24 protein-coding genes are annotated in these 24906 nt (G+C 50.4%); 14 read left to right on the forward strand and 10 right to left on the reverse strand.

All coding sequences use genetic code 11. From position 1 onward, the window contains the following. The first annotated feature begins 106 nt into the window (after nucleotides 1-106). The 6 genes from FTO68_RS03860 to wtpA are packed head-to-tail and all read left to right on the forward strand — an operon-like array spanning nucleotide 107 to nucleotide 10582. Complete coding sequence (locus FTO68_RS03860) at nucleotides 107-4438, forward strand: molybdopterin-binding protein (protein WP_255332063.1); 4332 nt, start codon at nucleotides 107-109, stop codon at nucleotides 4436-4438. A gap of 17 nt (nucleotides 4439-4455) precedes the next feature. Continuing rightward, nucleotides 4456-5823 carry a hypothetical protein gene (locus FTO68_RS03865; RefSeq protein ID WP_255332064.1) on the forward strand — a complete coding sequence of 456 codons (1368 nt, stop codon included), beginning with the start codon at nucleotides 4456-4458 and terminating at the stop codon, nucleotides 5821-5823. A 58-nt stretch (nucleotides 5824-5881) separates the two neighbouring features. After that, nucleotides 5882-8182, forward strand: coding sequence for a PEGA domain-containing protein (locus FTO68_RS03870; protein WP_255332065.1), 2301 nt, complete (start codon nucleotides 5882-5884; stop codon nucleotides 8180-8182). 20 nt (nucleotides 8183-8202) lie between these two features. Continuing rightward, nucleotides 8203-9036, forward strand: a complete 834-nt coding sequence (locus FTO68_RS03875) for an argininosuccinate synthase (RefSeq protein ID WP_255332066.1) — start codon at nucleotides 8203-8205, stop codon at nucleotides 9034-9036. Between the two features lie 4 nt (nucleotides 9037-9040). Beyond that, on the forward strand, nucleotides 9041-9598 hold the full coding sequence (locus FTO68_RS03880) for a molybdopterin-dependent oxidoreductase (RefSeq protein ID WP_255332067.1): 558 nt from the start codon (nucleotides 9041-9043) through the stop codon (nucleotides 9596-9598). 54 nt (nucleotides 9599-9652) lie between these two features. Next, on the forward strand, nucleotides 9653-10582 hold the full coding sequence (wtpA, locus tag FTO68_RS03885; protein WP_255332068.1) for a tungstate ABC transporter substrate-binding protein WtpA: 930 nt from the start codon (nucleotides 9653-9655) through the stop codon (nucleotides 10580-10582). Nucleotides 10583-10790: 208 nt separating this feature from the next. On the opposite strand, the gene FTO68_RS03890 is transcribed toward wtpA, so the two are convergent. From FTO68_RS03890 to FTO68_RS03905, 4 genes are all read right to left on the reverse strand, one after another. Further along, nucleotides 10791-11330, reverse strand: a complete 540-nt coding sequence (locus tag FTO68_RS03890) for a nitrite/sulfite reductase domain-containing protein (protein ID WP_255332069.1) — start codon at nucleotides 11328-11330, stop codon at nucleotides 10791-10793. A gap of 6 nt (nucleotides 11331-11336) precedes the next feature. Beyond that, nucleotides 11337-12536 (reverse strand): RNA-guided endonuclease InsQ/TnpB family protein, encoded by a 1200-nt coding sequence (locus FTO68_RS03895; RefSeq protein ID WP_255332070.1) that lies wholly within the window; start codon nucleotides 12534-12536, stop codon nucleotides 11337-11339. Next, entirely contained in the window at nucleotides 12537-12944 is a 408-nt protein-coding gene (tnpA, locus tag FTO68_RS03900; protein WP_255332071.1) for an IS200/IS605 family transposase, read from the reverse strand. Nucleotides 12945-13095: 151 nt separating this feature from the next. Continuing rightward, on the reverse strand, nucleotides 13096-13434 hold the full coding sequence (locus FTO68_RS03905; RefSeq protein WP_255332072.1) for a J domain-containing protein: 339 nt from the start codon (nucleotides 13432-13434) through the stop codon (nucleotides 13096-13098). Between the two features lie 29 nt (nucleotides 13435-13463). Between FTO68_RS03905 and FTO68_RS03910 the strand changes: the two genes are divergently transcribed. After that, a complete protein-coding gene (locus FTO68_RS03910) occupies nucleotides 13464-14042 on the forward strand; it encodes a class I SAM-dependent methyltransferase (protein WP_255332073.1) in 579 nt (192 codons plus the stop codon). Nucleotides 14043-14062: 20 nt separating this feature from the next. Here the strand turns inward: FTO68_RS03910 and FTO68_RS03915 are convergent, their stop codons facing one another. Next, nucleotides 14063-14404, reverse strand: a complete 342-nt coding sequence (locus tag FTO68_RS03915) for a hypothetical protein (RefSeq protein WP_255332074.1) — start codon at nucleotides 14402-14404, stop codon at nucleotides 14063-14065. Between the two features lie 35 nt (nucleotides 14405-14439). Beyond that, nucleotides 14440-15750, reverse strand: a complete 1311-nt coding sequence (locus tag FTO68_RS03920) for a condensation protein (protein ID WP_255332075.1) — start codon at nucleotides 15748-15750, stop codon at nucleotides 14440-14442. A 126-nt stretch (nucleotides 15751-15876) separates the two neighbouring features. Here FTO68_RS03920 and FTO68_RS03925 point away from each other — a divergent pair, with 126 nt between their 5' ends. Continuing rightward, nucleotides 15877-16527, forward strand: a complete 651-nt coding sequence (locus FTO68_RS03925; RefSeq protein ID WP_255332076.1) for a ferredoxin family protein — start codon at nucleotides 15877-15879, stop codon at nucleotides 16525-16527. Here FTO68_RS03925 and FTO68_RS03930 read toward each other — a convergent pair. Then, nucleotides 16524-17006, reverse strand: coding sequence for a peroxiredoxin (locus FTO68_RS03930; RefSeq protein ID WP_255332077.1), 483 nt, complete (start codon nucleotides 17004-17006; stop codon nucleotides 16524-16526). The genes FTO68_RS03925 and FTO68_RS03930 overlap by 4 nt on opposite strands. Before the next feature lie 92 nt (nucleotides 17007-17098). Between FTO68_RS03930 and pth2 the strand changes: the two genes are divergently transcribed. Both pth2 and truD read left to right on the forward strand, forming a co-directional pair. Then, nucleotides 17099-17461: a peptidyl-tRNA hydrolase Pth2 gene (gene pth2, locus FTO68_RS03935; RefSeq protein ID WP_255332078.1), complete on the forward strand. Its 363-nt coding sequence runs from the start codon at nucleotides 17099-17101 to the stop codon at nucleotides 17459-17461. 35 nt (nucleotides 17462-17496) lie between these two features. Continuing rightward, nucleotides 17497-18723, forward strand: a complete 1227-nt coding sequence (gene truD, locus FTO68_RS03940; RefSeq protein WP_255332079.1) for a tRNA pseudouridine(13) synthase TruD — start codon at nucleotides 17497-17499, stop codon at nucleotides 18721-18723. A 41-nt stretch (nucleotides 18724-18764) separates the two neighbouring features. On the opposite strand, the gene sppA is transcribed toward truD, so the two are convergent. Both sppA and FTO68_RS03950 read right to left on the reverse strand, forming a co-directional pair. Then, nucleotides 18765-19553 carry a signal peptide peptidase SppA gene (gene sppA / locus FTO68_RS03945; protein WP_255332080.1) on the reverse strand — a complete coding sequence of 263 codons (789 nt, stop codon included), beginning with the start codon at nucleotides 19551-19553 and terminating at the stop codon, nucleotides 18765-18767. Beyond that, nucleotides 19550-20239 (reverse strand): dihydrofolate reductase family protein, encoded by a 690-nt coding sequence (locus FTO68_RS03950; RefSeq protein WP_255332081.1) that lies wholly within the window; start codon nucleotides 20237-20239, stop codon nucleotides 19550-19552. The genes sppA and FTO68_RS03950 overlap by 4 nt, the downstream gene beginning before the upstream one ends. Before the next feature lie 77 nt (nucleotides 20240-20316). Between FTO68_RS03950 and FTO68_RS03955 the strand changes: the two genes are divergently transcribed. Then, complete coding sequence (locus FTO68_RS03955; protein WP_255332082.1) at nucleotides 20317-20949, forward strand: CDP-alcohol phosphatidyltransferase family protein; 633 nt, start codon at nucleotides 20317-20319, stop codon at nucleotides 20947-20949. Here the strand turns inward: FTO68_RS03955 and artA are convergent. Further along, the gene (artA, locus tag FTO68_RS03960; RefSeq protein ID WP_255332083.1) at nucleotides 20921-21751 is read right to left on the reverse strand and encodes an archaeosortase A; all 831 of its coding nucleotides are present in this window, start codon (nucleotides 21749-21751) and stop codon (nucleotides 20921-20923) included. The two genes, FTO68_RS03955 and artA, sit on opposite strands and share 29 nt — an antisense overlap. A gap of 103 nt (nucleotides 21752-21854) precedes the next feature. Between artA and FTO68_RS03965 the strand changes: the two genes are divergently transcribed. From FTO68_RS03965 to FTO68_RS03975, 3 genes are all read left to right on the forward strand, one after another. Next, complete coding sequence (locus tag FTO68_RS03965) at nucleotides 21855-22169, forward strand: transcription factor S (protein WP_255332084.1); 315 nt, start codon at nucleotides 21855-21857, stop codon at nucleotides 22167-22169. 155 nt (nucleotides 22170-22324) lie between these two features. Then, a complete protein-coding gene (gene acs / locus FTO68_RS03970; RefSeq protein ID WP_255332085.1) occupies nucleotides 22325-24211 on the forward strand; it encodes an acetate--CoA ligase in 1887 nt (628 codons plus the stop codon). Between the two features lie 58 nt (nucleotides 24212-24269). After that, nucleotides 24270-24830: a TATA-box-binding protein gene (locus FTO68_RS03975; RefSeq protein WP_255332086.1), complete on the forward strand. Its 561-nt coding sequence runs from the start codon at nucleotides 24270-24272 to the stop codon at nucleotides 24828-24830. The last annotated feature ends 76 nt before the right edge of the window (nucleotides 24831-24906 follow it).

Genomic DNA, 24906 nt, shown 5'->3' on the forward strand with positions numbered 1-24906 from the left:
ATCATCTGGTCTTTTCCGGAGATACAACCCCATTACTCGCTTAATGGGAAAATGGTGATGTTTTGTGACCTTATTGAAGAAGACTGCAGTATTATTGTGCATGCTGATGGCGCTCCTGCTCCTCATCATGCCAGCAGCAGGAGCCACTACTGAGCTCCATATTGTAAAGTATGCATCAGACGGTGAAACCGTTCTGAATGAAACAACAAAAGAGTATACCTGGCTTGAAACAAACCTGGACGTCCTTGGAGACGGGACAACGCATTATTCTCTCCAGGGTCCGGTCTTTGAGGGAGATCCATGGAATCCCGAAGAAGATACAAATCTCAAAGATCAGGGTGCTGTAAAAGGGACTGATCTGGCGGATATCTGCGATCTGGTCGGCGGAATGTCAGCTGGTGAAACGGTAAAAGTCATCGCTGACGATACATTTTCAAAGACGTTCCCCTATTCAGTTGTGTATAATCCGGCGACCAGACAGGGGCCAATCGGAATCACATGGTACCTCGCAGGTGACGGATATGTCCCGGACTATTCCAGCGGAATGAAAGTGATCTTTTTTGCAGATGACGGCGTCTTTGGCGTCAATGATATGAAACAGACTTTCCCGGAGGAGTACTGGTACTACTATGAGCCAGGCATCCCGACCACAACAGGCCTCTCAGTCAAATACATTGAAAAGATTGCTATCATGAGCAATGAAGATGCACCAGAAGACGAGAAGGAGACACTCTTTGATGACACCCTTGAGCTTCAGGATGAGACCTTCCCACTTGAGGCAACATCCGAAACCTCATACGATGTCGGTCGCCTCACCCCCCTTGGTGCACTCGATGCAGCAGGCCTCAACCTCACTGTAAACGACAAGTCATTTGCCACAAAGGGAATTCTTCTGCTGGATGGAATCGAGGAATACCTCTTTAGCAAAGCGGACGGTACAACATGGATCTGCAATGTCAATGGACAGACCCTTGATGACTTTGGCAACTATGAAACTGAGGGACTCAATGTCTATCAGCTGAATGATGGAGATGTCGTCGAATGTTTCTTTGGTGTAAAACCAGTCACAGCTGAGAATGCAACCGCCTATGTCCGCATTGAAGTATCAGTTGGTGCTGGAGCATCTGACACACTCTTTGATGACACCCTTGAGCTTCAGAATGAGACCTTCCCACTTGAGGCAACATCCGAAACCTCATACGATGTCGAACGTCTTACCCCCCTTGGTGCACTCGATGCAGCAGGCCTCAACCTCACTGTAAACGACAAGTCATTTGCCACAAAGGGAATCCTTCTGCTGGATGGGATCGAGGAATACCTCTATGATAAAACCGCTGGGACAACATGGATCTGCAATGTCAATGGACAGACCCTCGATGACTTTGGCAACTATGAAACTGAGGGACTCAATATCTATCAGCTGAATGATGGGGATGTCGTCGAATGTTTCTTTGGTGTAAAACCGATCACCCCCGAGACTGCAACCGCTTATGTCCGCATTGAAGTATCAGTTGACGGTGGATCTGCTCCCGGAGACTGGACCCTTGAGCTGGATGGTGCATTAAATGAACTGATTCATCAATCCTACTTCGAACAGGGGATAAAATGCGGCCATGGTGCAACCTATGAAGATGATGATGGAAATGTCTGGAGCGGAATGCCGCTCTGGTGGCTTGTCGGCTATGTGGATGACGGCAACAAACATGGCAGCGAAGCATTCAATGACGCACTTGCAGAACAGGGTTATTCAATAAAGGTAACCGCCGGAGATGGGTACAGCATTAATTTCCAGAGTGCGGCAGTAGCTCGAAATGACAACATCATTGTTGCAAACACACTCAACGGAGAACCACTTCCGGCAACCATCGGGGAGAAGGAGAAACCCTGTTTCCCGCTCCAGATGATCGGATCAGATGTTTCCAGCGGACAGAAGGTTGGAAATGTTGTGAAAATTGAACTCATCGGGCTTCCAGAACCACAGACAGAGTGGGCTATCTCACTCGATGGTGCATTCAAAAGGACTTTCACACAATCTGAATTTGAAGAGGGGGTTGGATGTGGCCATTCCAATCACTGGACAGACGCTGATGACAATGTCTGGACCGGCATGCCGCTTTGGTACCTGATCGCTGTTGTTGATGATATCAATGCAGACAATCACTGGAAATTCAATAACACACGGGCAGCGGACGGCTATACCGTTTCTGTTACTGCTGAGGATGGTTACACAAGAAGCTTTGCAAGTGCCGATATCGCCAGAAATAACGATTATATCATCGCAAACAAGATGAATTCAGCCCCACTGGATGATAACTATCCACTCAGGCTGGTTGGATCTGCACTAACAAGTGGAGGCCAGCGTGTTGGTAATATTGCATCAATTTCGATCTCCGGTCTTCCGGAGGAGCCACAGGAAGGCGAATGGATACTTACGCTGAAAGGCAGACAGATCACTGCCAATATCAGCCAGAGCCTCTTTGAAGAGGAAGCTGCCCGGAATGCTGTAACCTACGACGATGGCGTCAGCGTCTGGACCGGGATACCTCTCTGGCGTCTTGCAGGGCTTGTCGATGATGACAGGATGATAGGGCCGGACTTCTTCAATGAAGAGCTTGCCGGGATCGGATACACGGTTATCGTCTCATCAGGCGGCGACTCACCCTATAGCAAGGATTTCACCAGCCAGGAGATGGCAGAATCCAAAAACAACTATATTGTTGCAAACACAGTCAATGGAACAGCAATACCTGGCGATGCGTTCCCACTCCGTCTTGTTGGAGATGGAGCAAAGGGGAGCAAGAGCGTCGGTAATATCGAGACCATTGAACTGACTGAATTCGATACACCTACCGAAGCACCAGCTATACGGGTTGTCAAATACGCAGCCGATGGAGTAACGATCATCCAGGAAGTGACAAAGGACTACCTCTGGATGAAGGAGAATCTCCCCGTCATTGGTGGCGAAAACGGAGTCCGGCTCCGCTTCCAGGGACCAACCTTCGACCCGGATGATCTCTGGAACCCTGATGAGACGAAAAATCCAAACAAAGTCGATGAGGTAGTAAGGGGCACAGCGATAAAAGACCTCTGTGATCTGGTCGGCGGAGCCCCCGAAGGCAGTGAGATCATCCTGAAAGCAAAAGATGGATTTAAAACAACACTCAACTATACCAACCTGTATTCACCACTGGATCGCCAGGGTGAAGCGATTGTCGCATGGTGGACCGAACGCCAGGGATACGTCCCTGAATACTCAGATGGATACCGCAACTTCTTTAATACGCCTGATGGGATCTTCGGTGCCGATGATATGCGTACCACAATGAAGCAGGATTACTGGCACTACTATTGGGCAGATGGCATACAGTATCCCTCAGCTGCCGGTGTCTCCACAAAAACCATCGCTACAATCGAAATTCGAACAGGAACCCGGGAGAACTGGGAATTACTGTTGACTGGTGCTATATCAGATACCATTGACAGGGCATACTTTGAATCTGCGAAATCCTGTGCAATGGCCGGGCAAAGCCATCATGCCACATGGACTGATGGAGATGATGAATGGTCAGGATTGCCGCTCTGGACACTTGTCGGGTGGGTTGACGATGAGAACAAACATGATTTCGGCAGCAACCCCTTCAGAGATGATCTGGCAGAACTTGGCTATAATATCACTGTCATCGATTATGGCCCTGATGGAACCAAGGGAACAGATGACGATTTCTCAGCCACATTCCACAGTACAGTCGTTGCACGGAACCAGAATATCATCGTGGCCAATGAATTAAATGGCCAGCCACTTCCATCAGATGGTGAGAAACCAACATGGCCACTCAGGCTGGTTGGATCTGATCTCACCTCTGGTAAACAGCGTGTCGGCAGTATTGATGAGATTGCGTTAACCGACCTCCCCGCAGAGATCGATGCAGATGATATCATTCAGCTCAAAGAAGGCTGGAACTTCATATCAGTACCAAAGAGACTTTCAATTGGAAATAATACCGCTCAGATCTTCTCTTCCGTCGACACAATGGACCGAAGTATCTGGGAGTATAATTCTGCACTGAAGCTCTGGAAAGCGCTCAAACTCACTGATGTTGTACTACCCCTCAACGGGTTCTGGATCTACTCGGCCGAGGATTGTGAGATCGCTCTTCAATACGATGATAACCCTGTTCAGACCCCACCAACCAGGGAACTCAACAAAGGATGGAATGCAATCGGCTTCTCAGGACTGGAACCTGCATCAGCACGGGACACACTCCTTTCACTTGGAGATCTATGGACGCAGGCCATTGGCTATGATCCTGTGAACCAGAAGTATGAGACTGCTATCATCCGGGGCGGATCAGGCAGTTTCAGTGATACACAGGAGATGTATCCAACACATGGATATTGGATCTACCTGACCGGGAATGGAGAGCTTGCAAGCCTCTGAAAGGTGATAGGTGTAGTATGAAATCCAGAAAACTCATTTTTTTACTTCTTTTCAGTATTATCATCGGAGCAGCATCAGCAATTCCTCCTCTTCCAGCTGAGTTTTATGGAAGCGTAACAATCGATGGAATTGGTGCACCGCCGGGAACTGTCATCACGGCCAAGGTCAATTTCAATGAACGTGGTTCATTTACCCTTACCAGATACGGATTCTACGGAGATACAGGTATAGCGGGCTCCAGGCTGGCAGTACAGGCAACTGAAGAGGATATGGTATCAGGTTCACCGATGGTCAGCTTCTGGATTGGAAACCAAAAAGCCGATCAGGAAATCCCGTTTGAAAGCGGGACCTCACAACAGCTTGATCTTACATTTTCAGGTTCGGGAGAGCCGGATGATCAAACACCGGTTGCATCAGGTGAATCATCGTTTGCTTCAGGTGGCATTGTGGTTAATGAATTTGGAGATGAACAACAGATAACCATCAACCTGCAGGAGACAAATGCGAATGTTACGATCGATGGTAACAGCATCAGAATGCAGAATGTCGGAAATGGCTGGGAGCAGATAACAGTCAGGACAAACAGCACCCCAACAGGCGGAGCTCAATCAGTCACCGGGCTTGTTACAGGAATAACTGCAACCACGACTCCACTCACCGCATCGATAGATAATACCGTTGGAACAGTCGAAGCTGAGATCGAGATGGAGCTCGGCAGAATGCCAGAGTCCGATGCAAAAATATCCTCCACCATCACAAAGGAGCCTGATTTAAATGCACGAAGTGGCTTTCTCCTGACAGCCCAGCAATCCGGACATGGAATCCTTGATGTCGCATATGTCCTGAACATTCAGAAGACCAATGTAGCAAATGCCGGAGATGGTGGACTTATTCAATCCGCAAAGATACGAATGGCGGTAAGCCCTGCCTGGGTTACTGCAATGGGAGGTATTGATCGTGTCGTTATCATGCGCCGGGCTGATGATGGAAGTACCACGTCACTCGCAACCACCATGATCGGCACCAATAGTGCCGGGGATTTGATCTTTGAAGCCGATTCTCCGGTAGGTCTCTCTTCATTTGCCCTTATGGGCCTTTCCGTTCCTGGAGGGGGGGGGAGTTCAGGTGGTGGAGGTAGCAAATCATCAACGCCTTCTTCTTCATTTGTATATGAAACACAACCTGTAACACCGACACCAACGGAGCCGGTGAGTACTCAGGCGCCGGTAAGTGAGCAGCCCTCAGGGCAGGTAAACCCGGCACTATCAGAGCAAACAGCAGCTCCGACACAAACCTCTGGATCAACCCCCGCACACTACCTGCCAGTATCCCCTCTCATCCCGATAATGGCCCTGGGATTGCTCTTTCTTGTACGGAGGAGGTAAGGATTCATTCATCCTTTTTTAAACTGCCAGGTACCTGGCATACGTTACAGGTGTTTTCATGACAAAAACCATTAAAACACTATTATTCTGCCTGATTCTTATAACCGGGCTTTGTATTTCGGTTTGTTCTGCCTCCACCACCGAGGTTCGACTCGTCAGATATGCAGCAGATGGAGTGACAATTCTCAATGAAAGACTGGTGGATTACAAATGGATGGAATCAAATCTCCCGGTTCTCGGGGACGGATCTACACACTATTTCCATCAGGGGCCAATATTTGAAGGAGATATCTGGAATCCTGCTGAAGATGAAAATCTAAGAGACATGGGTGCTGTGAAAGGAACAGATCTGCGGGATCTCTGTGAACTTGTCGGAGGGATGTCGGAAGGAGAGACCGTTACACTACGGGCATCTGATGGGATGAGACGGACATTCCCCTATGGAAATGTGTATCATCCGGAATCCCGCCAGGGACCGATGGGAATTACATGGTATCACCACGAGGACGGATATGTGCCTGATTATCAGACGGGTATGCGTCTGATCTTTTTTGCAGACACCTCAACCAACCCGGAAGGAAAGAATGTTTTTGGTGTCTCAGATAAAAAGGCAACCTTCCCCGAGGAATACTGGTATTTTTATAATGGACAATACCCAACAACAACCGGGCTTTCGGTTCAGTTCGTCCGTGAGATAATCATCAACAGCGAAGCCGAGCCAACCGGATCCATTCAGATTGATAGTGATCCAATAGGAGCATCAGTCTATCTTGATGATCAGGATACAGGGCGATACACTCCCTGTACACTGACAGATATTGAGACAGGAATGTATACCATTTCTGTTCGTCTCAAGGGATATGAGATCCCGGATGAGAAATGGATAACGATCAAACATAAAGAAGTTGAAATGGTGAATTTCAACCTGACAAAGATTGGCGGTACTGTTGAAATATCATCGATTCCAACCGGCGCACAGATCTTTCTTGATGATGAAGATACGACTCTCCTTACAGATGCAGTGTTGGAATTGGTTGATCCTGGCGAGCGAACCATCACTCTTGTCATGGAAGGGTATGAAAACGAAACCATCATTATCGATGTAATGGAAGATGAAACGGTTTTCATCGATGCTATCTTCATCCCACGATCCGAAAAAAAAGAAAAAGATACTGCCATCACTTCAAATGAAACCGCGATCCAGAAACCACCTATTACGGGTATTTCCGGCGAGGAATCTGATATAACCAGTCAGAAAAATGGCAGTCAGGAGACTGAAGATAGCATAGCAAAAGAGCAGATAGAAGATCAGGGTTTTTTCGGCCCGATAATGTCATTTTTGGATTCATTGTGGAGCAGCATACTCTCCATTATTGGTTTTGAAACAGGGACTGAAGAAAAAACTGTTACAAATCCCCGGATAGAAGTTGAGGAGGTCACAATCGAAACTGAAAAGGAGACGGAATCTGATTCAATTGAAAAAGTCAACCGGAACCGTTCCGGAGGTCTCTCTATAGAATCGTATCCTCAGGGCAGAGAGATTGTACTTGATAATCGCAATACGGTATACAATACACCCAGCGTCCTCTATGGTATCCGTGAAGGATTGCACAGCATCCGGTTTGAAGCAAACAGCAAGTACGATGCCACTCCAAACCAGAGAGTATGGGTTCATGCTGATGCCATAATGCCTGTCAGGATCGACACGATCGGACACAGGCATCTGAGGAGCATTATGATAGAATCCAATGATTTTGCCGGGGAGAAATTCACGGTAAACGGCATATATCCTTTATATACCCTACCCGAAACTGTTGAATCTGAAGGAGATGGCGGATGGATTACCATTCATTGCGATAATGCATACTACTCCTTTTCCATACCTGATCGGATACGGGACGGTGAGACACTTACAATTCAGATGGATGAGAGAGCAGAGGCATATCTGCTGATTGAATCGGATCCCCCGGATGCTTCTGTCTTCATCAATGGCTTCCCTGTTGAGGGGGATACTCCTGTAATTATTGAAAATGTCAGCCCGGGAAAACACCGTATCGTGGTTTCAAAGCCAGGATACCTTCCGGCAAGTGATGAGATTACCATTCTCCCCAAAACCACTGGATCTGCTGGCACGATCAGAACACGCCTCACTCCATATGAGAGCGGTTCACTCCTGGTAAATAGCACCCCAACAGGACAGAGAATCTACCTTTACGAGAGATATACCGGAGAGACGACTCCGCATGTCTTTGAGCATATGCGGATTGGAACCTATGAAGTTAAGATTCAGGGTCCGGATGAAACGATATCACGAATGATGACTGTTATTCCAGACGGATTAACAGAATGTATGGTATAAAACCAAGTGAGTGATTTTTTATGATACAACACCTAAAAAAAGCAACTCTGCTCATAGTGCTCCTGCTTTTAACGGCTGGAGTAGTTCATGCAGCCCCCACAACAAGTGTGTATGTGGCAAAGATTGCCCCCGATCAGACGACGATACTTGATGATACAACCATTGATTATCAATGGATGGAAGCACATCTACCGGTTCTTGGCGATGGAGAGACTCGATACTATCACCAGGGCCCTGTCTTTGATGGAGATAAATGGGATCCTGAAGAGACGACAAACTTCAAGGATCGTGGAGCTGTGAAAGGAACCAATGTCCGTGATCTCTGTGACCTTGTCGGGGGTGCAGAATCCGGGGACGACATTATGATCCGGGCAACCGATGGTTACCATGTGGTGTATCCATATGCCAACATCTATACACCGGATCCCCGTCAGGGACCAATTGGTATCTGCTGGTATAATGGAGCTGATTCCGGAGCTGGTGAAAGGCAGGGGACAGGATACGTTCCTGACTACTATATGGGGATGCGGGTTGTCTTCTTTGCGGACAATTCAACAAATGACGAGGGACTGCATGTGTATGGAAATTATGATATGCATGAGACTCTCCCTGATTCAGCACAGCATTTCTATGATCTCCTCCCGTCAACCAGTGGGCTTTCTATCAAATGGGTCGATGAAATCCGGGTGTACCAGGGAGGTTTCACCGGCGATCGCGGGAGCCTTGCATCATCGCTGATTGAGAAGCCGGTTCCAATAGCGGCAACTCCCGCCCCGACAGAGACTCCCCTCTCAATGATTGTGGTCTTTGGAGGAGTCTGTATCGGACTCTGCATTGCATTGCGCAGGACGTGAAACAATGCAAAATCGCACTTTTTTCATGTGTGCCGTACTGATCGCAGCATTGTTCATCTGTGGTTGCGTGAGCGCACCGGGTGAACAGACCGATGATCGAATCTGGAATCTGACCCTCATTGGCGATACTGAAGAGGTGCTCACTCTTCAGGAGCTTAGATCGCTTCTATCTGTCGAAGGATATGGATATGGCATCTCCACCGTAGGGATCAAAGTGGGTCCAAATACCTATCGTGGAGTGTTAATCTCTGATCTTATCGAGAGGGTTGGAGGCATGGGACAAAATGATCTCGTCTATATTTCAGCAGATGATGGGTACCTCTGGGTATTTGGTGCAGACCAGATCAATGGAGAAGGTTTCATGACCCTGAATGAAGATCTCAAAGAGATCCCGTCCCCCGGTCTTTCAGTGATCTGTGCATATGAGAGGGATGGCGAGATCATTGATGAAGAGTGGGGAGGTCCCCTCAGGGTGATTATCATCTCGAATCAGGAGAATACCATCGTCGAGGCAAGTTCATGGGTAAAATGGGTTGATACCATTGAGGTTAAGCGGCGGTGAATAATGCGGGTCCTGCTGGTTTTTACTGTGTTTCTCCTGCTTTGTGCCGGATGTATGGATAGATCAGAGGAACAGATGACTGTCAGGGTTGTATCAGCAGGCAGTATGCTTGTTCCTCTTGAGGCTATTGAAGAGGCATACGAGGATCTACACCCTGATGTTGACATTCAGGTTGAAGGTCATGGGAGCATCCAGGCAATCAGGCAGGTAACCGATTTAAACCGCAGGTTTGATCTGGTGTTAGTAGCGGACCAGGCTCTCATCCCGGATATGATGTATAGGAAGAGGGATAGTGGAGAAGGACAGTATGCAGATTCATTTGTTCCTTTTGCGACCAATCAGATCGTGATCGCATATACTGACAAGAGCAGGTATGCCGATGAGATTACCGCGGATAACTGGTACCAGATTCTTGCAAGGCCGGAGGTTCACATCGGTTTTTCAAATCCCATGCTCGATGCGTGCGGATACCGGGCGCTGATGGTAACAGCGCTTGCCGGGGAGTATTATGGAGATGATGAACTCTTTGACACGATGATCGGAGACCATATTAATCCCAGGGCATCTGTAGAGAGATCGGAGAATGGTATCTCAATCGTTCTTCCGGAACTCCTGCTCCCGGAGGGTGACAAAGTAAGCATACGATCAGGAAGCATCTACCTCTTGGCACTCCTTGATGCAGGAGGTATCGATTATGCATTTGAATACAGGAGTGTGGCACGCGATCACGGCCTTCACTGGATAGATCTGCCTCCTGAAATCGATCTCTCGGATCCAGACTTTCAGGATAATTATAAAAGAGTCCAGGTAAATCTCGGATATCAACGTTTTGAATCGATTGACAATATCCGGGTTGGGGAGCTGATCGTCTATGCTGCGACAATTCCAAATAATGCAGAGAATCCAGAGCACGCTGAACAGTTTATGGATTTCATGCTCAAAGCCATTCAAAACAGGGAGTATGGCGGTCCGGAACCGGTGTGAGGAGGAGGGTTTTCATAGGATCGCGTTACCTGCACGCCGGCATGGGCATGTTATTTTGTCCCCATACTTTCTCTTTGATGACGGGGAACACGAGTATTTTTTCCGGGTAATACTCTGAAGATGGCATCAGGCAGATACAAAGCCATCGCCATTACCCAGAACAAGAGTTCTGGTTATTTAATAAAGGAAAGATTTCTTCTGAACGACACTACAGGTCTTTTAAGGAGATATAGGGGATCAAAGAGAGGACATCCTGTTTTATTGCATCAAAACCGACACGCTCAACAAATCGCGCCGTTCGCTCACCCGGCTTCCCATTTGACCTGTAATACTGAACAAGCCTCTGCACAAGGTCGATCACCTCCCCTTTTGAAAGGTTTTTTGCGACCACGTTCCCGATTCGCGGGCGACCACCGGAATTTCCACCGAAGATGACTGTCCATCCTTTGGAATCTCCAACAACCCCGACATCCCGGAGATAGCTCTCACCGCAACACCGTGGACACCCGGAAACCCCCATCTTCAGTTTCGCCGGGAGCTGCTGATCCAGGTACAGCCCTTCAAGCTCAATTCCAAGTCCGAGAGAATCCTGCTTTCCGTACCTGCATACAGCGGTTCCGGGACAGGCCTGAACATAATGGACACAAGGTGCTGTCGCCTGCCCGACCGTCATCCCAAGCTCATTCCAGACACCCTCGACATTCTCTTCCTCTATCCCGACAAGCACCATCCGCTGGCCTGAAGTCATTGTGAACTACCCCACCCTGAAGGATGGGGCTTCCTGCTTCATGGACAATACTTGCATCACAGAGATGTGACGTAGAGGTATCGACTCCACAGGCTCAAAGGGATGTTCCATCCCCACGCGGTGAATATTCACCGCAGCATTGTAATCTCTATCGGCAACATACCCACAGTACGGGCATTCATGGACTCTCTCAGAAAGGGTCTTTTTCACGATGCTTCCACAATTCGCGCAAATTTGTGATGTATTTCGGGGATCGACTTTGATCACTTGTGTACCAGCACTCTCAGCCTTGTAACCAAGATATAAATAGAATCGTCCCCATGAAACATCGTGAATGCTCCTGTGCAGCCCTTTCGAACTCCTTTTCTCCTTCAGACCTTTGATATCCAGGTCTTCGATGCAGATCGTTGTATACCTGTCAACGTAGCTCCGGGAGAGTTTGTGAAGAAAATCTCTCTTCTGGTTCGTGACATGATCATACGCCTTCTCCAGTTTACTTTTTGCCTTCGTCCAGTTCTTCGAGAATCGCTGTTTTCGCGCAACGCTTCTTTGTAACTTCCTGATTGTATTCAGCGAGCGCTCATAGAACCGGGGATTCTCGATCACTGTACCATCACTATCAACGGCAAACGAGTTCAGACCAACATCAATGCCAACAGATCGCCCTTCACGCATTGACTCGGAGACTGCCTCTGCTTCTGCCTGCTCTGCCTGGATGATCACAAACCACTTATCACCGGACCGGGTGATGAGGACACCTTTCACCGATCCGGTGTATGGCCGGTACATCGTAAAGGGAACGGTTCCGATCTTAGAGAACGTGATCGTGCTCTGCTCTGAGTCGATCCAAAACCCGGACTGATTATAGTTGAGGGTCCGAAATCGAGATGCGCTCTTGAATCGAAGTTTCCCAATCTTTCGTCCTCTCTTTTTCATCTGCGAGAGTGCGGCGATGTTACTCCAGAGAGAATAGTTCACCATCTGAAGCACTTTCGAGTACACACCTTTGAGAAACGGATGCTCCTGTTTCAGCGTGACGATCCGTGCCTGCGTTCCTCGCATGGTTGGCCGGATCCCGTTCTCCCGCATGGCATTACATTCTTCGAGAAGTCTGTTATAGAGCCACCTGCACGTATCGAGTGCGGCATTCAGCTCTGCCTCAGTGGCCGCATCAGGATATGCCCGATACTTGTAGGAGATAATCATTCACTTCTCCAGTTGAGAGTCAACATACTCTTTCAGAGCATCAAGGCTTACCTGTCCCGATGTTGCAAGGAAATACGACGGGGACCAGAATGAGTCGCCCCATAGAAGATTCTTTGTTTCAGGGAACTCCTGACGTAGTCTTCGGGATGATACGCCCTTGATCACGTTCGCAACATTGACGAGGTTTGTTTTCGGGGTTGCCCTGAACAGAAGGTGATAGTGATCTTCTGCGGGTTCATGAGCAACCACCTCTATACCCAATTCTTCCGACAGGTTCCACACAATATCTTTCAAACGTTCCCGAATATCGTCTGAATATAACGCTTTTTGGCGATACTTCACGACCATCACCAGATGATAGTAGAGAGCATAGACAGAATGTGCAGATTTATCGAGTTTATACTTCATATGGGATATGAAATAATAGTACATCCAAGATGATATATCTATCGTAGAGAGGAAGGGCGGCTCCGCTTTCATCCCCGGCCTGAAGACCGGGGACTTCCCGCTCCACCCCCTTCACCCCCGCGAGTTAAAAAAAAAGGAGAGAAATCCGTTATTATCGCGGACTATAGCGTGATTCCCCATGCCCCCAGATCGGATCATGTCCGTACTGATCCATCCAGTCGCGATCATATCCTTTATCTGCCCCAGGCACCTGTTCTTCATCAGATAACGGAATCTCATACCGCATACAGTACTCAATCAGTACCTCATATGCCTCATTCAGGCGGACCATGCCATTATGTGTCTCTTCAGATTCATATTCCGAGACATCCGGATGCCACTGCCGAACCAGGGTATGATACCGGATGCGTATCTGGCTGATACTCGCCGCATCACCGATACCCAGAATATCGGCAGCCTCCCTGAGGGAAAGGGACTTCCGTGCTGCCATACGATACCATGTGACCAGAGGACAATTAAATGAACCCATTGCAACAGGCCTTTACAGACCATGCGGATGATTATGACCGCTGGTTCGACGATCATCCCAAAATCTATTCCGCCCAGCTCTCTATACTGCGGGATGCGGTGCCGGCAGAAGGGCTGATGCTCGAGATAGGCGTTGGTTCAGGGCGGTTTGCAGCGCCTCTCTGCATAACCCTGGGAATCGATCCCTCGCATTCTCTTGCGAAAATTGCGAAAAGAAGGGGGATTGAGACTGTTATCGGCGTTGGAGAGCATACCCCGTTTCGTGACAATACCTGTGATGCCATCCTGATGATGACCGTCATCTGCTTTCTGGATGATCCCCTGCCCGTCTTTTGGGAGGCACACCGGCTCCTGAAACCAGACGGAACCCTCGTGCTGGGCTTCATTGAGAAGGATGGGGAGATCGCACGCAGATACCAGGGTGAGAAGGTAAAAGGGCGATTTCTCCGGTATGTCACCTATTACTCAGTCGATGAGATCGCCGCATTCTTTCAGGATGCAGGGTTTTTGGAGGTTGCAATCGCACATAGGAGAAAAGGGTTTACAATAATGACCGGAAAGAAGCGGTAAGGGGAAAAATCTCCCTCCGGCTACTCACAATCTTTATCTCTGCAGATCCGCCTGAATGCATAGAAAACAGCTCCGGCAGCAAGCAGCAACAGAACTCCTGCGAGATAATAGAGAAGAGACGGGTGATATGCCACTGAAAAGGTGGATCCTGCTCCCGGTCCGATATAGGGAACCGTATCTCCGGTTTCTGGTACGTCAGGCAGATGCCCACGTTCATTCTCTTCAGTAATTCCTCTCTCAGATCCATCGGTTTCCATTTCTAGTATATCCCCGGCACTCTGCGAGGCGCCGGCACCCATACAACAGGCGATACCGCACAGAAGGAGGGTGAACCAGAAGATACTGTTTCTTTGTAGAGTCATGTCAGATCATCCCTCATTCCACCCAACCGATCAGTTCACACCTGCAGGTACCCATCCATATACTCCAGGAAACGCTCCACTGTCTCGGTTGAGTACGGCCCCTCCTCATATGCTGTTATCAGGGTAAGCGCTCCCCTGAATGTGTAGGCCGTGACCAGGAACCCGTACGGCCAGCAGATGCAGGGGATGAAATTGAACCGTTCAAGGGAGAGAGCAGTTCCGTCTTTTCCAGGCATCGGAAGATAATCATCCGGATTGATAACACCCAGGTTGGCAAAGACCGGGTTCTTCTCGCCATCTGTTCTATATCGCTCGATCATCCCGTCAAAGAAGGCATTCACGGCCTCCATCCCGCCTGCATAGATCTCCTCATAGAAGTGAATGCAGCCGGGCCCGATTCTGCCGTCCTTTTTGCTTTTCATGAATGCCGTCACTTCAGGGAGGATATCAGGAAGTGTTGCACGAAAATCCACTGAAAGCGTCAGTTCAAAGGCAACCGAGAGGTTCATCGGCGGCAGGCGTTCATTCCCCGGCAGGAGCCGCCGCATATCAGCGGATGTCAGAATGCCACGGGGAGCGCCACGATCTGCGGGATCATCCCGGATCGCTAAAAACGCCAAAAAGAACGCGGCAATCAGGACATCATTGACGGTGGCTCCATACTCCTTCCCAATTGCCTTCATCCTGGCAAGCCGCTCCTCCGGAAGTGTCCGGTATGCGGCCTTTTGGATGCCATACCCAAACCTCTCAGCCGGGAAATGCCAGCGGTCGACGAACGGCTCTTCTTCTGCAATCGCCAGCCTGCACTCCTCATCGGTATAGAGAGAGAGGATGCGGTCTGTTGTCCGGTCATAGAGGCCGGTGGAGGGGGGGCGGCACCCTGGATCCTGCATGACCCCCCGATATGCCGAACAGAGATCCTCAGCCATCGTGAGGAGACCCTTTGCATCGCAGAAGCCATGGTGGCATGTGACACATACGGTATCACCACCCGATCCGCGGTACACCGTTACGCGGATCTGCGGGCCTGCCCGGACATCGGGTGCTGGAGGAAGAACGGCAGGCGGAGGAGCGTCATCCTCCCCGGAATGAAGAAGAGCAAATGCCCTCTCCCACTCATCTTCCGGAATCTCCTCCCAGACCGGCTGTCCATCCACAACCGCAAATTTCGATCTGATATAGGGATTTGATCCGATCAGCCTCATCGTCGCCGTCTTCAGCACATCCTCATAGACATGCCCCCCAAAGGAGAGGACGACCGTCATCGCCGGGTCATAGATCTGCTCGAAGAGGACATTGAAGAGATCAAATGCGGGCACGGGATAGCGGTGGGGAGGAGCAGTCATCACCTGAATACTTCTCCCCTAAATGTTATTGCTCTTTTCACCGGGGCAGCTTATGATAGAACACCCGGGAAACGCCATCAATAAACGACCGGATCATTTTTCACCATTCAATTCCATCCCTTGCAGATGAAGAATGGCATGGAGATTACTGAGGAGATAGTCGGGCATGCACTCATGCTCGGAGCAGATGTGGGAGGCAGCCTCCCGGCAGCCCTGCTCACAGACTGCCCCTCTGCGAGGGCAGACAACGGCCAGGGATCAGTGAGAGATCAGGGAACCTACATCATCATCGGCCTCTTCCATGATCCCGCCACGCCTGAAATGGATTACTGGGAAGAGGGGCGTGGCACACCGGGGGATCGGCAGCTTGGAGCGATCGGCAGACGGCTCGCCGGATGGCTCCACGAAACATACGCGATCAACGCAGAACTTATCCCCTACCAGCTCTATGACGGCGGGATCTACCTCAAGGATGCAGCAGTATTGGCCAAAATCGGTAGCATCGGAAGAAACAACCTTGTGCTGGTGCCGGGCTATGGGCCCAGAATCAGGTTCCGGGCAGTCTGGGCGGATATCGAATCCGTTTTGCCAGCACCGGTCGATCACACAAATCCCTGCATGAAATGCCCGGGGTACTGCCAAAACGCCTGCCCGATGAGGGCATTTGAAACCGGAATATACAGCCGGGAGCGGTGTCTGGAGCGGATGGATGCAGATAAAATGAGAGGAAAAGAGAGAATCGATTACTGCCGGAGATGCGAGCTTGCCTGCCCCTAACGTCCCTGTGCTCTCAGCTCTTCAAGCCGTGCGAGTACTTCATCCACATGCCCCTTCACCTTCACCTTACGCCAGATATGAGCGATCATCCCTTCGGGATCGATGATGAAGGTGCTCCGTTCAACCCCCATATACTCCCTGCCGTACATCTTCTTCTGTTTCCAGACGCCATACGCCTCGATCGCCTGAAGTGTGGGATCTGAGAGGAGATTGACAGTGAGGTGCTGCTTCTCAGAGAAACGCCTGTGGCTTGCGATCGAATCCGGGCTTATCCCATAGACGGGCGTATTATCACGGGCAAACGTCTCTATTGCATCCGAGAAAGCTCGTGCCTCATGGGTACATCCTGAAGAGTTGTCTTTTGGATAGAAATAGACCACCACATAGATGCCCCGCTGCTCAGCAAGGCAGATTAGCTGTTCATCACTATCAGGGAGGCAGAAATCCGGTGCTTTCATTCCGACAGTAAGTTCAGTCATAAGAGAATCTGGCATCGTTCAGACGATAAGAATATCGCCGGATCATCCACAGGGTCATATATTTCATCCATCCAGCCCAATGTATACCCACGATGAGAGATCCGCCCGAATTTGCCTGGAAACAGTGCCTGATCATCAGGGACGATGTGAAGATGAGCTGCGGGAAAAAATGCGCCCAGATCGCCCATGCAGCCGTTGGAGCCTATGAGAAGGCCAGTGCTGCATCGAAACGTGCCTGGATGGATGAGGGGCAGAAGAAGGTCGCACTGAAGGTGAGCGGGGAGCGGGCGCTCTATGAGCTGAAGGTGGTTGCTGAGGCAAACGGTATCCCCGCATGCATCATCCAGGATGCCGGGCTCACCGAGATCCCCCCGGGAACCGTCACCGCCCTTGGACTTGGACCCGCCAAATCCGAACTCCTTGACCGGGTCACCTCGGACCTCAAACTCCTATGATCCCAAGTCCCTATCCCCTGGAACACGAGTTGCAGATGCGGTACTATGGAGATGATCATCCCGGTATCGGCGGAAAGCTGAGGACGGTTCCAGAAGACTTTGTTGTCGAAGAGCTCCCAAAGCCGTTCACCGGGAGCGGGCCGTTTCTGATCTGCAGAGTCACCCGCCGCTCATGGGAGCACCAGCACGCGATCCAGGAGATCGCTAAAAGGCTTGGGATCAGCAGGAAACGGATCGGCTGGGCTGGCACAAAGGACAGAAACGCTGTTGCTACCCACTACATCTCGCTGTATAAGGTCGAAGCAGACCAGGTCAGGGCGCTCTCATTTAAGGATATGGCGGTCGAGCCGGTCGGGCAGCACCAGTTCGGCCTCTCGCTTGGAGATCTTGAAGGAAACAGGTTTGGAATCAGGATTCGGGGATGTGAGAGAGAGAACCTCGCCTCGCTTCAGGAGATTGCCGAAACCGTGAAGGAAGGTATCCCGAACTATTTCGGCCTCCAGCGGTTTGGCGCCCAGAAGCCGGTAACCCACAGGGTCGGAGCAGCAATTCTTCGGGGAGAATACCAGGAGGCGGTTACTATCTACATCGGCGATCCCTTCCCGAATGAAGATGAGGAGGTAAAGGCGGCTCGGGCGGCATTCAGGGATACAGGCGATGCAGCAGCGGCATTGTATGCACTCCCGGTAAGGCTTGGATTTGAGCGGGCGATGCTCGATTTCCTCTCAAAACACAAAGGCGATTACAGGGGGGCGCTCAAAGCCCTGGCCCCGAAACTCCTCACCATGTTCGTCTCAGGATGGCAGTCCTACCTCTTCAATGCCGCCATCTCAGATCGCTTCGACCGAGGCATCCCACTGGATGAACCGGAAGCGGGAGACACGCTCATCTACTTAAACGGCAGAACCGACCGGGCCACAGAGAAGAACCTCCCGACAGCCCGCCAGCATATCAGACGGGGCAGGGCAATGATCGCTGCATGCATGCCTGGAGCAACCCCCCTTCCAAACCCCGGCCCGATGGAGGAGCATATGATCCGCCTCTCATCTGAAGCCGGGATCACCCATGAAGCGTTCCGGAATGCGGCACAGTACCTGGAGAGCGCATTTGACGGAGCGAACCGGCCGATTGTCCTGAGAACAGAGATAGTGGCAGAGATCGAAGACGATGCTGCCCTGCTGAATTTTACCCTGCCTCCCGGCCACTATGCAACATCAGTCTGCCGGGAATGTATGAAGGGAGATCCAATCTCCCTCGTCTGATTCTCTATGCGCGGTGTAGAGGAGTAGCCCATACACTGCAATCAGCGTAGCCTGGCCATCTCCCGTGCCCCGTCGATTGCATCCTGGAGATTGCCGATCTCGTCAACAAGCCCGATCAGAAGAGCCTGTTCACCCCGGATCAGGCGGGCATCTTCGATCAACTCCCTGCTGACATTCCGCTGGGTGCTGATATCTGTATAGAACCGGTTAAAGCTCGCATCAACCAGATCCTGGGCCATACCTTCCTCTTCTGAAGTGAGCCCGCGATAGGAATAGGTCATATCCTTCATCTCACCGGATTTTACGACATCGATCGCAAGGCCATCTTTTTCAAGCTGATCGCTTGTATCATAGAAGATCCATATCACCCCGAGGCCCCCGGTCATGGTGTCATAGCTCGAATAGATCCGATCGGCATACGCGGCGACATAGTATGCGCCCGATGTCGCAGTATCGCCCATCGAGACCACAACCGGCTTCTTCATTTTCGCATAGAGGATATCCCTGATGATCTCCTGCGCAGCTGCCGGGGTGCCGCCGCCTGAATCTATCCTGAGCACAATGGCCCGCGTCAGGGGGTCGTCTGCGGCTTTCCTGATCCGGGCGCCAACATATTCACTCCCGATATAGCCGCCTGAGTGTGCTTCTCCGGTGATTATCGTCCCTTCAATCCGGATCACGGAGACATCGGCTCCGGCAATCGGGTCGAAGAGGCTGAAGATTCCGAGGATAGCAAAGCCAAGAAGAACAATGAGGAGAAGTACAAAAGCTCCTTTTTTAATCAGCTTTTTCCTCCTCTGCTGCGTTATCTGGCGTTCAATATAATTCATAATGTCGCGGGATAGAGTACATCGTATTCAGTGACAAGGTTTGTGCCGCAGAGGTAATGGGTGCGGAGCTCAAGCCTGATCATCTCGTCTTCGCTCTCTATATGCATGCCACCGACAAGCGAAGGGGTATCATCACCCCCGACGATGAACGGAAGGTGGATGAGCCGTATCTCATCGACAAGCCGGTGATGCAGCATATGGTAGTTCAGGGTCGGGCCCCCTTCCACCATCATCTTACGGACTCCGTACTGTTCGTACAGTGTTTCAAGGAGAAGAGGGAGATCCACATCCTCTTCTCCACACACGACCACCCCGGCACCGGTTGCACGGATCGCCTCAACGCGGTCGCGAGAGGCGATCTCAGAGACCGCAATCACCGTCTTTGCATCAGGTCTGAAGATATTGGCTGTAAGAGGGAGATCTCCCCTGCTGTTTGGAATCACACGGATCGGGCTTTTCCCAGGGACTTTCCTGACAGTCAGAAACGAGTTGTCGATCCTGATGGTGCGGGAGCCGACCATGATCGCATCGCACTCTGCCCTTGTGGTATGGAGAAGGGTCTCGGTCTCTTCCGCCATATATTTCATCAGGATCTTGCTTGATGCATCCTTCTTTAATGTCAGCTTACCATCTGCTGTAATCTCGGACATCATCAAAACATGGGGTTTCTTCGGATGCGTTCTCATACTGATCCTCTCGATTGATATATCTCTTTGAATACCTTAAGAATATAGGGTTTATACAAAGCCGGGTTGAGGAGATTATGAATATAACTGCACTACGTCCACACTGCATCAGGTATCTTGAACCAATTGCAGACCTCTGTGTTCGTCTTGGCTTATCTCCCAACCAGATCACCATCCTCTCCCTCGTCTTCGGGATCGGGTGTGCGGTCTCATTCACCTTCCAGCAGTTCCTTCTTGGCTCACTGCTCCTTTTCATATCCGCAATCCTCGATCTCGTAGACGGGAGCGTCGCGCGTAAGACTGACAGAGACAGCAATTTCGGCGCGGTTCTCGACTGGATTATTGACAAGTATATCGATGTACTTGCCCTTCTCGGCGTCGGCCTCTCCGGGATCGCCATCATCTCAGGAATTGCAGCCCTCCCGCCGATAGCCGACTTCGGGGTTGTTGCGCTCGCCATCATCGGCTCCATGATGAACACCTTCATTAAGCCGGTCGTCTATGCCGAGGTCGGTTATTCAGACCGGGTATGCGGCAAGATCGACGATCCGCTCGAAGGAGTGGGATTTTTTGGAAGGCCCGAAACCCTCCTTGTGCTGATCCTCGGCGGCGTAACCGGATTCATATGGGCCTCGGTCATCATCATCGCGATCTGCACGAACCTCTCTGCAATCCAGCGGATCATCTATCTCTCAGGAAGACTTGCCTGAAATCCCCTATATACTGGCTGACCAGCTTCTCTGCCAGCAGCCCGAGATCGGGGATCAGCCGGAAGAGGCCATAGGCAATTGCGATTAAAATAGCAAGTGCCAGCAGTTCGCAGAAGACATTGTGCGCCCAGAAGAAGCTTGCATACCCGTAGTTTCCATTATCGACAAGATCCGGGAACCAGGGATACCACTGGCCGGTATATGCCATGATCACGTAGGCATTCCTGAATATATTCAGAATATAAATGGAGGGTGCGATCAGGAGGAATGAGAGGATCTTCTGTTTTGTTGTGGTCGGTACCATATTCGCAACCGCAAGCATGATCGCGATACTGGTGATGCCGGTGCAGCCGAGGATGATCTCGACACGGAACCCCATATCAATTCCGGGGATCGAGCCGCCCATGATGGTATTCCATTCATACAGGGTCACCGGATACCCAAACATCTCCAGCACCCAGACGGTCTGGCTAACGACAACGCCGATCAGCCAGTTCTTCAGAGGCTCAAAAAAGCCAAATGGTGCATAGATCAGGAAAGAGAATGCAGCCGCCCTCGTCAGGCTGCCTGTAACAGTATCCTCTTCGATCAGCCTCCGGGCTGTTACATAGACAAATGGAACAGAAAGAACCCCGATGATCGGATAGAGGAAATTACCAATCTCCAGGTATCCCGGCAAACCTACGAGGAGAATTAAGGATATTGATGCCCATCCGACAATACCGGCATACCAGCGAAACCTGTTTGGCACTAAAAAAAGGAGAAAGCCAATGCAGGAGATGAGTACCAGATATTCACTCATTGTACTGAGTATTGATCTTTTGATCTGAAAAAGGATGAGGGAGCCGCCATTTACGGGTACTGGATGGCGGAGTCTTTAAAGATCCACAACATATAGTATGGTCATGCGTTTCTGCCCTGAATGTAAGAGCCTTATGATCGCCAGATCCGGACGTATGCACTGCCGGAGATGTGACTATTCTGAAGAGATAATCGACTCTGAATCCCTCAAAGTGACAAATGCACGAGTTGAGAAAGAGATTGTCATTGTGGATGAAGAGGATGCAGTTGCAACCAAGCCGACCTGTGCTGTCCGATGCCCTGAGTGCGGTCACAACCTTGCATACTGGTGGCTCAGGCAGCTGCGATCCGCTGATGAGAGTGAAGTCCGGTTCTTCAGGTGTGTTGCCTGCTCGCACACCTGGAGAGAATATGACTGATTAACATCCATCGCTTCCCCTTTTGCCCGGGAAGAATCAAACCCGATTTATCATTTTGATTTCTGTTGGATATCAAAATACCATGTTTTTATACGATTACGGAGAAACCGATCTATCATTCTACACAATTAATCATGTCAATTTGGAGGAACCACATGTCCAATAAGCAGGTGACATTGAGCACAAAGAAATACATGCCCGATCCAAACTATCGGAAAGAGGCGTGGTGCAAAGATGCAGAACACGCCTACCAGGGATATATCACCGATCCAGATGGATTCTGGGCACGAATTAGCCATGAGCTCGAATGGTTCCAGCCCTGGGAGACGGTGAAGGAGTGGCAGTACCCCTTTGCCCGATGGTTTATCAACGGAAAGACCAATGTCAGCTATAACTGCCTTGATCGGCATATCGCCGGACACCGCAGGAATAAGGTAGCCATCTTCTGGCAGGGCGACGATGGTTCGACACGAAGCCTGACATACTGGCAGCTGCTCCGTGAGGTTGAGCGGTTTGCAAACGGCTTAAAAAGCCTCGGTGTTGGAAAGGGCGATACCGTCTGTATCTATATGCCGAATGTTCCCGAGCAGATCATCGCAATGCTTGCCTGTGCACGTATCGGGGCTGTTCATTCCGTTGTCTTTGCAGGATTTGGATCCGATGCCCTCCATGCACGGATCACCGGTGCCGGCGCCAAGGTCGTAATCACCGCCGATGCAAGTATCAGGCGTGGAAAGACAATCCCTCTCAAACCGATCCTTGAAGAGGCGCTGATCAATGCGACAAGTGTTGATCATGTCGTTGTGCTCAGGACCCAGACTCCAAAAATCAGCCTCCTCTCAGACTTTGAGAGAGATTTCTATGAGCTGATGGAGGAGAGCGATAAGAACTGTGCACCCGAATCGATGGATGCAGAAGATCCGCTCTTCATCCTCTATACCTCCGGGACAACCGGACAGCCAAAGGGAATTGTCCATACAACCGGCGGGTACATGGTCGGAACCTACTACACAAGCAAGTATGTCCTCGACATAAAAGACTCCGATGTCTACTGGTGTACAGCTGATCCGGGCTGGATCACCGGCCATTCCTATATCGTCTATGGGCCGCTCCTGATGGGTGCAACCATCTTCATCACCGAAGGGACCCCGGACTACCCGGATGCAGGGATCTGGTGGAAGTATATTGAAAAATTCGGGATATCCATCATGTACACCGCCCCGACCGCTATCCGGATGTTCATGCGTTTTGGAGAGGAGTACCCGAACAGATATGACCTTTCCAGCCTCCGGCTCCTTGGTTCGGTCGGCGAGCCATTAAATCCCGAGGCATTTGAGTGGTTCTACCATACAATCGGGAAAGGCAAACTCCCGATTGTGGATACCTGGTGGCAGACCGAGACCGGGATGCATATGATCACCACGATGATCGGCGAGCCGATGAAGCCCGGATTTGCCGGGAAGCCGATCCCGGGCATTCTCATCGATATCGTTGACAAAGAAGGAAAACCAGTACCGCCGGGGATATCCGGGCAGCTGATCATCAAAGAGCCATGGCCATCGATGGTGCGTATGGTGCACCAGAACGAGGAGCGCTACCGGCTATACTGGAGCGGCCCTGAGAACAGCTTCACTGCAAGCGATCTCGCGGTCCGTGACGAAGAGGGGTATGTCATGATCCTGGGCAGATCTGATGACCTGATCATCGTCTCCGGGCATAATATCGGAACAGCTGAGGTCGAGAGCGCCCTTGTGGCTCACAAAGCTGTTGCCGAAGCAGCGGTCGTCGGCATCCCTGATGAGATGAAAGGCAACAGGATACTGGCATTTGTGCTTCTGAGAGAAGGGTTCATCGAGACACCGAAACTAAAGCAGGATCTTCTCTACCATGTGAGGATCACACTTGGCCCGATTGCGGTCCCCTCCGAGATCAGGGTAGTCGACTCACTCCCAAAGACCCGTTCTGGCAAAATTATGAGAAGGGTGCTCCGTGCAACTGAGCTCGGCGAAGATCCAGGCGATCTCTCGACCATCGAAGAGTAAGCAGATCACCCTACTTTTTTCAGAATAGTTTATATAGTGAATAGTAATAGTTATAAACATGACATTCAATCCCGAGGATTCGCTCAAGATTGAAAATATCGTAGCATCAGCCAAGGTGACTGAATCTCTTGATCTTCCCTCACTCGCAGCCGAGATAAAGGGTGCCGAATACAATAAGAAACGGTTCCCCGGAGTTGTGCTCAGGATGCAGGATCCAAAGATCGCCGCCCTCGTCTTTGGATCAGGAAAAGTGGTTCTGACAGGTGCAAAAAGTATCGAGAGCTTAAACCGTGGCCTTGAGATCCTCGGAGGCCTTCTCAGGGACCTCAAAATCGATATACCTGACGAGCTGACCTATAAGATCCAGAATATCGTCACCTCCGCTGATCTTGGAACACCGATCAACTTAAACAAGATTGCTGTCGGTTTTAATCTCGACCGGATCGAGTATGAGCCTGAGCAGTTTCCAGGTCTTGTGTACCGGCTTGAGGAGCCAAAAGTCGTTGTCCTCCTCTTTGGATCGGGGAAACTGATCATCACCGGCGGAAAACAACCAGAAGATGCAAAAGGCGCAGTGAAGAAGATCCTAAACGATCTCTCGAATCTCGGGATGCTCTGAATCCTAAAATCCTTATTTTTCACATTGCTCACCAGCTATAAGCGGGAGAGTATTAGGAGATCTTTTATATTATCAA

This window comes from Methanocalculus taiwanensis (assembly GCF_024372745.1).
GTDB lineage: Archaea > Halobacteriota > Methanomicrobia > Methanomicrobiales > Methanocorpusculaceae > Methanocalculus > Methanocalculus taiwanensis.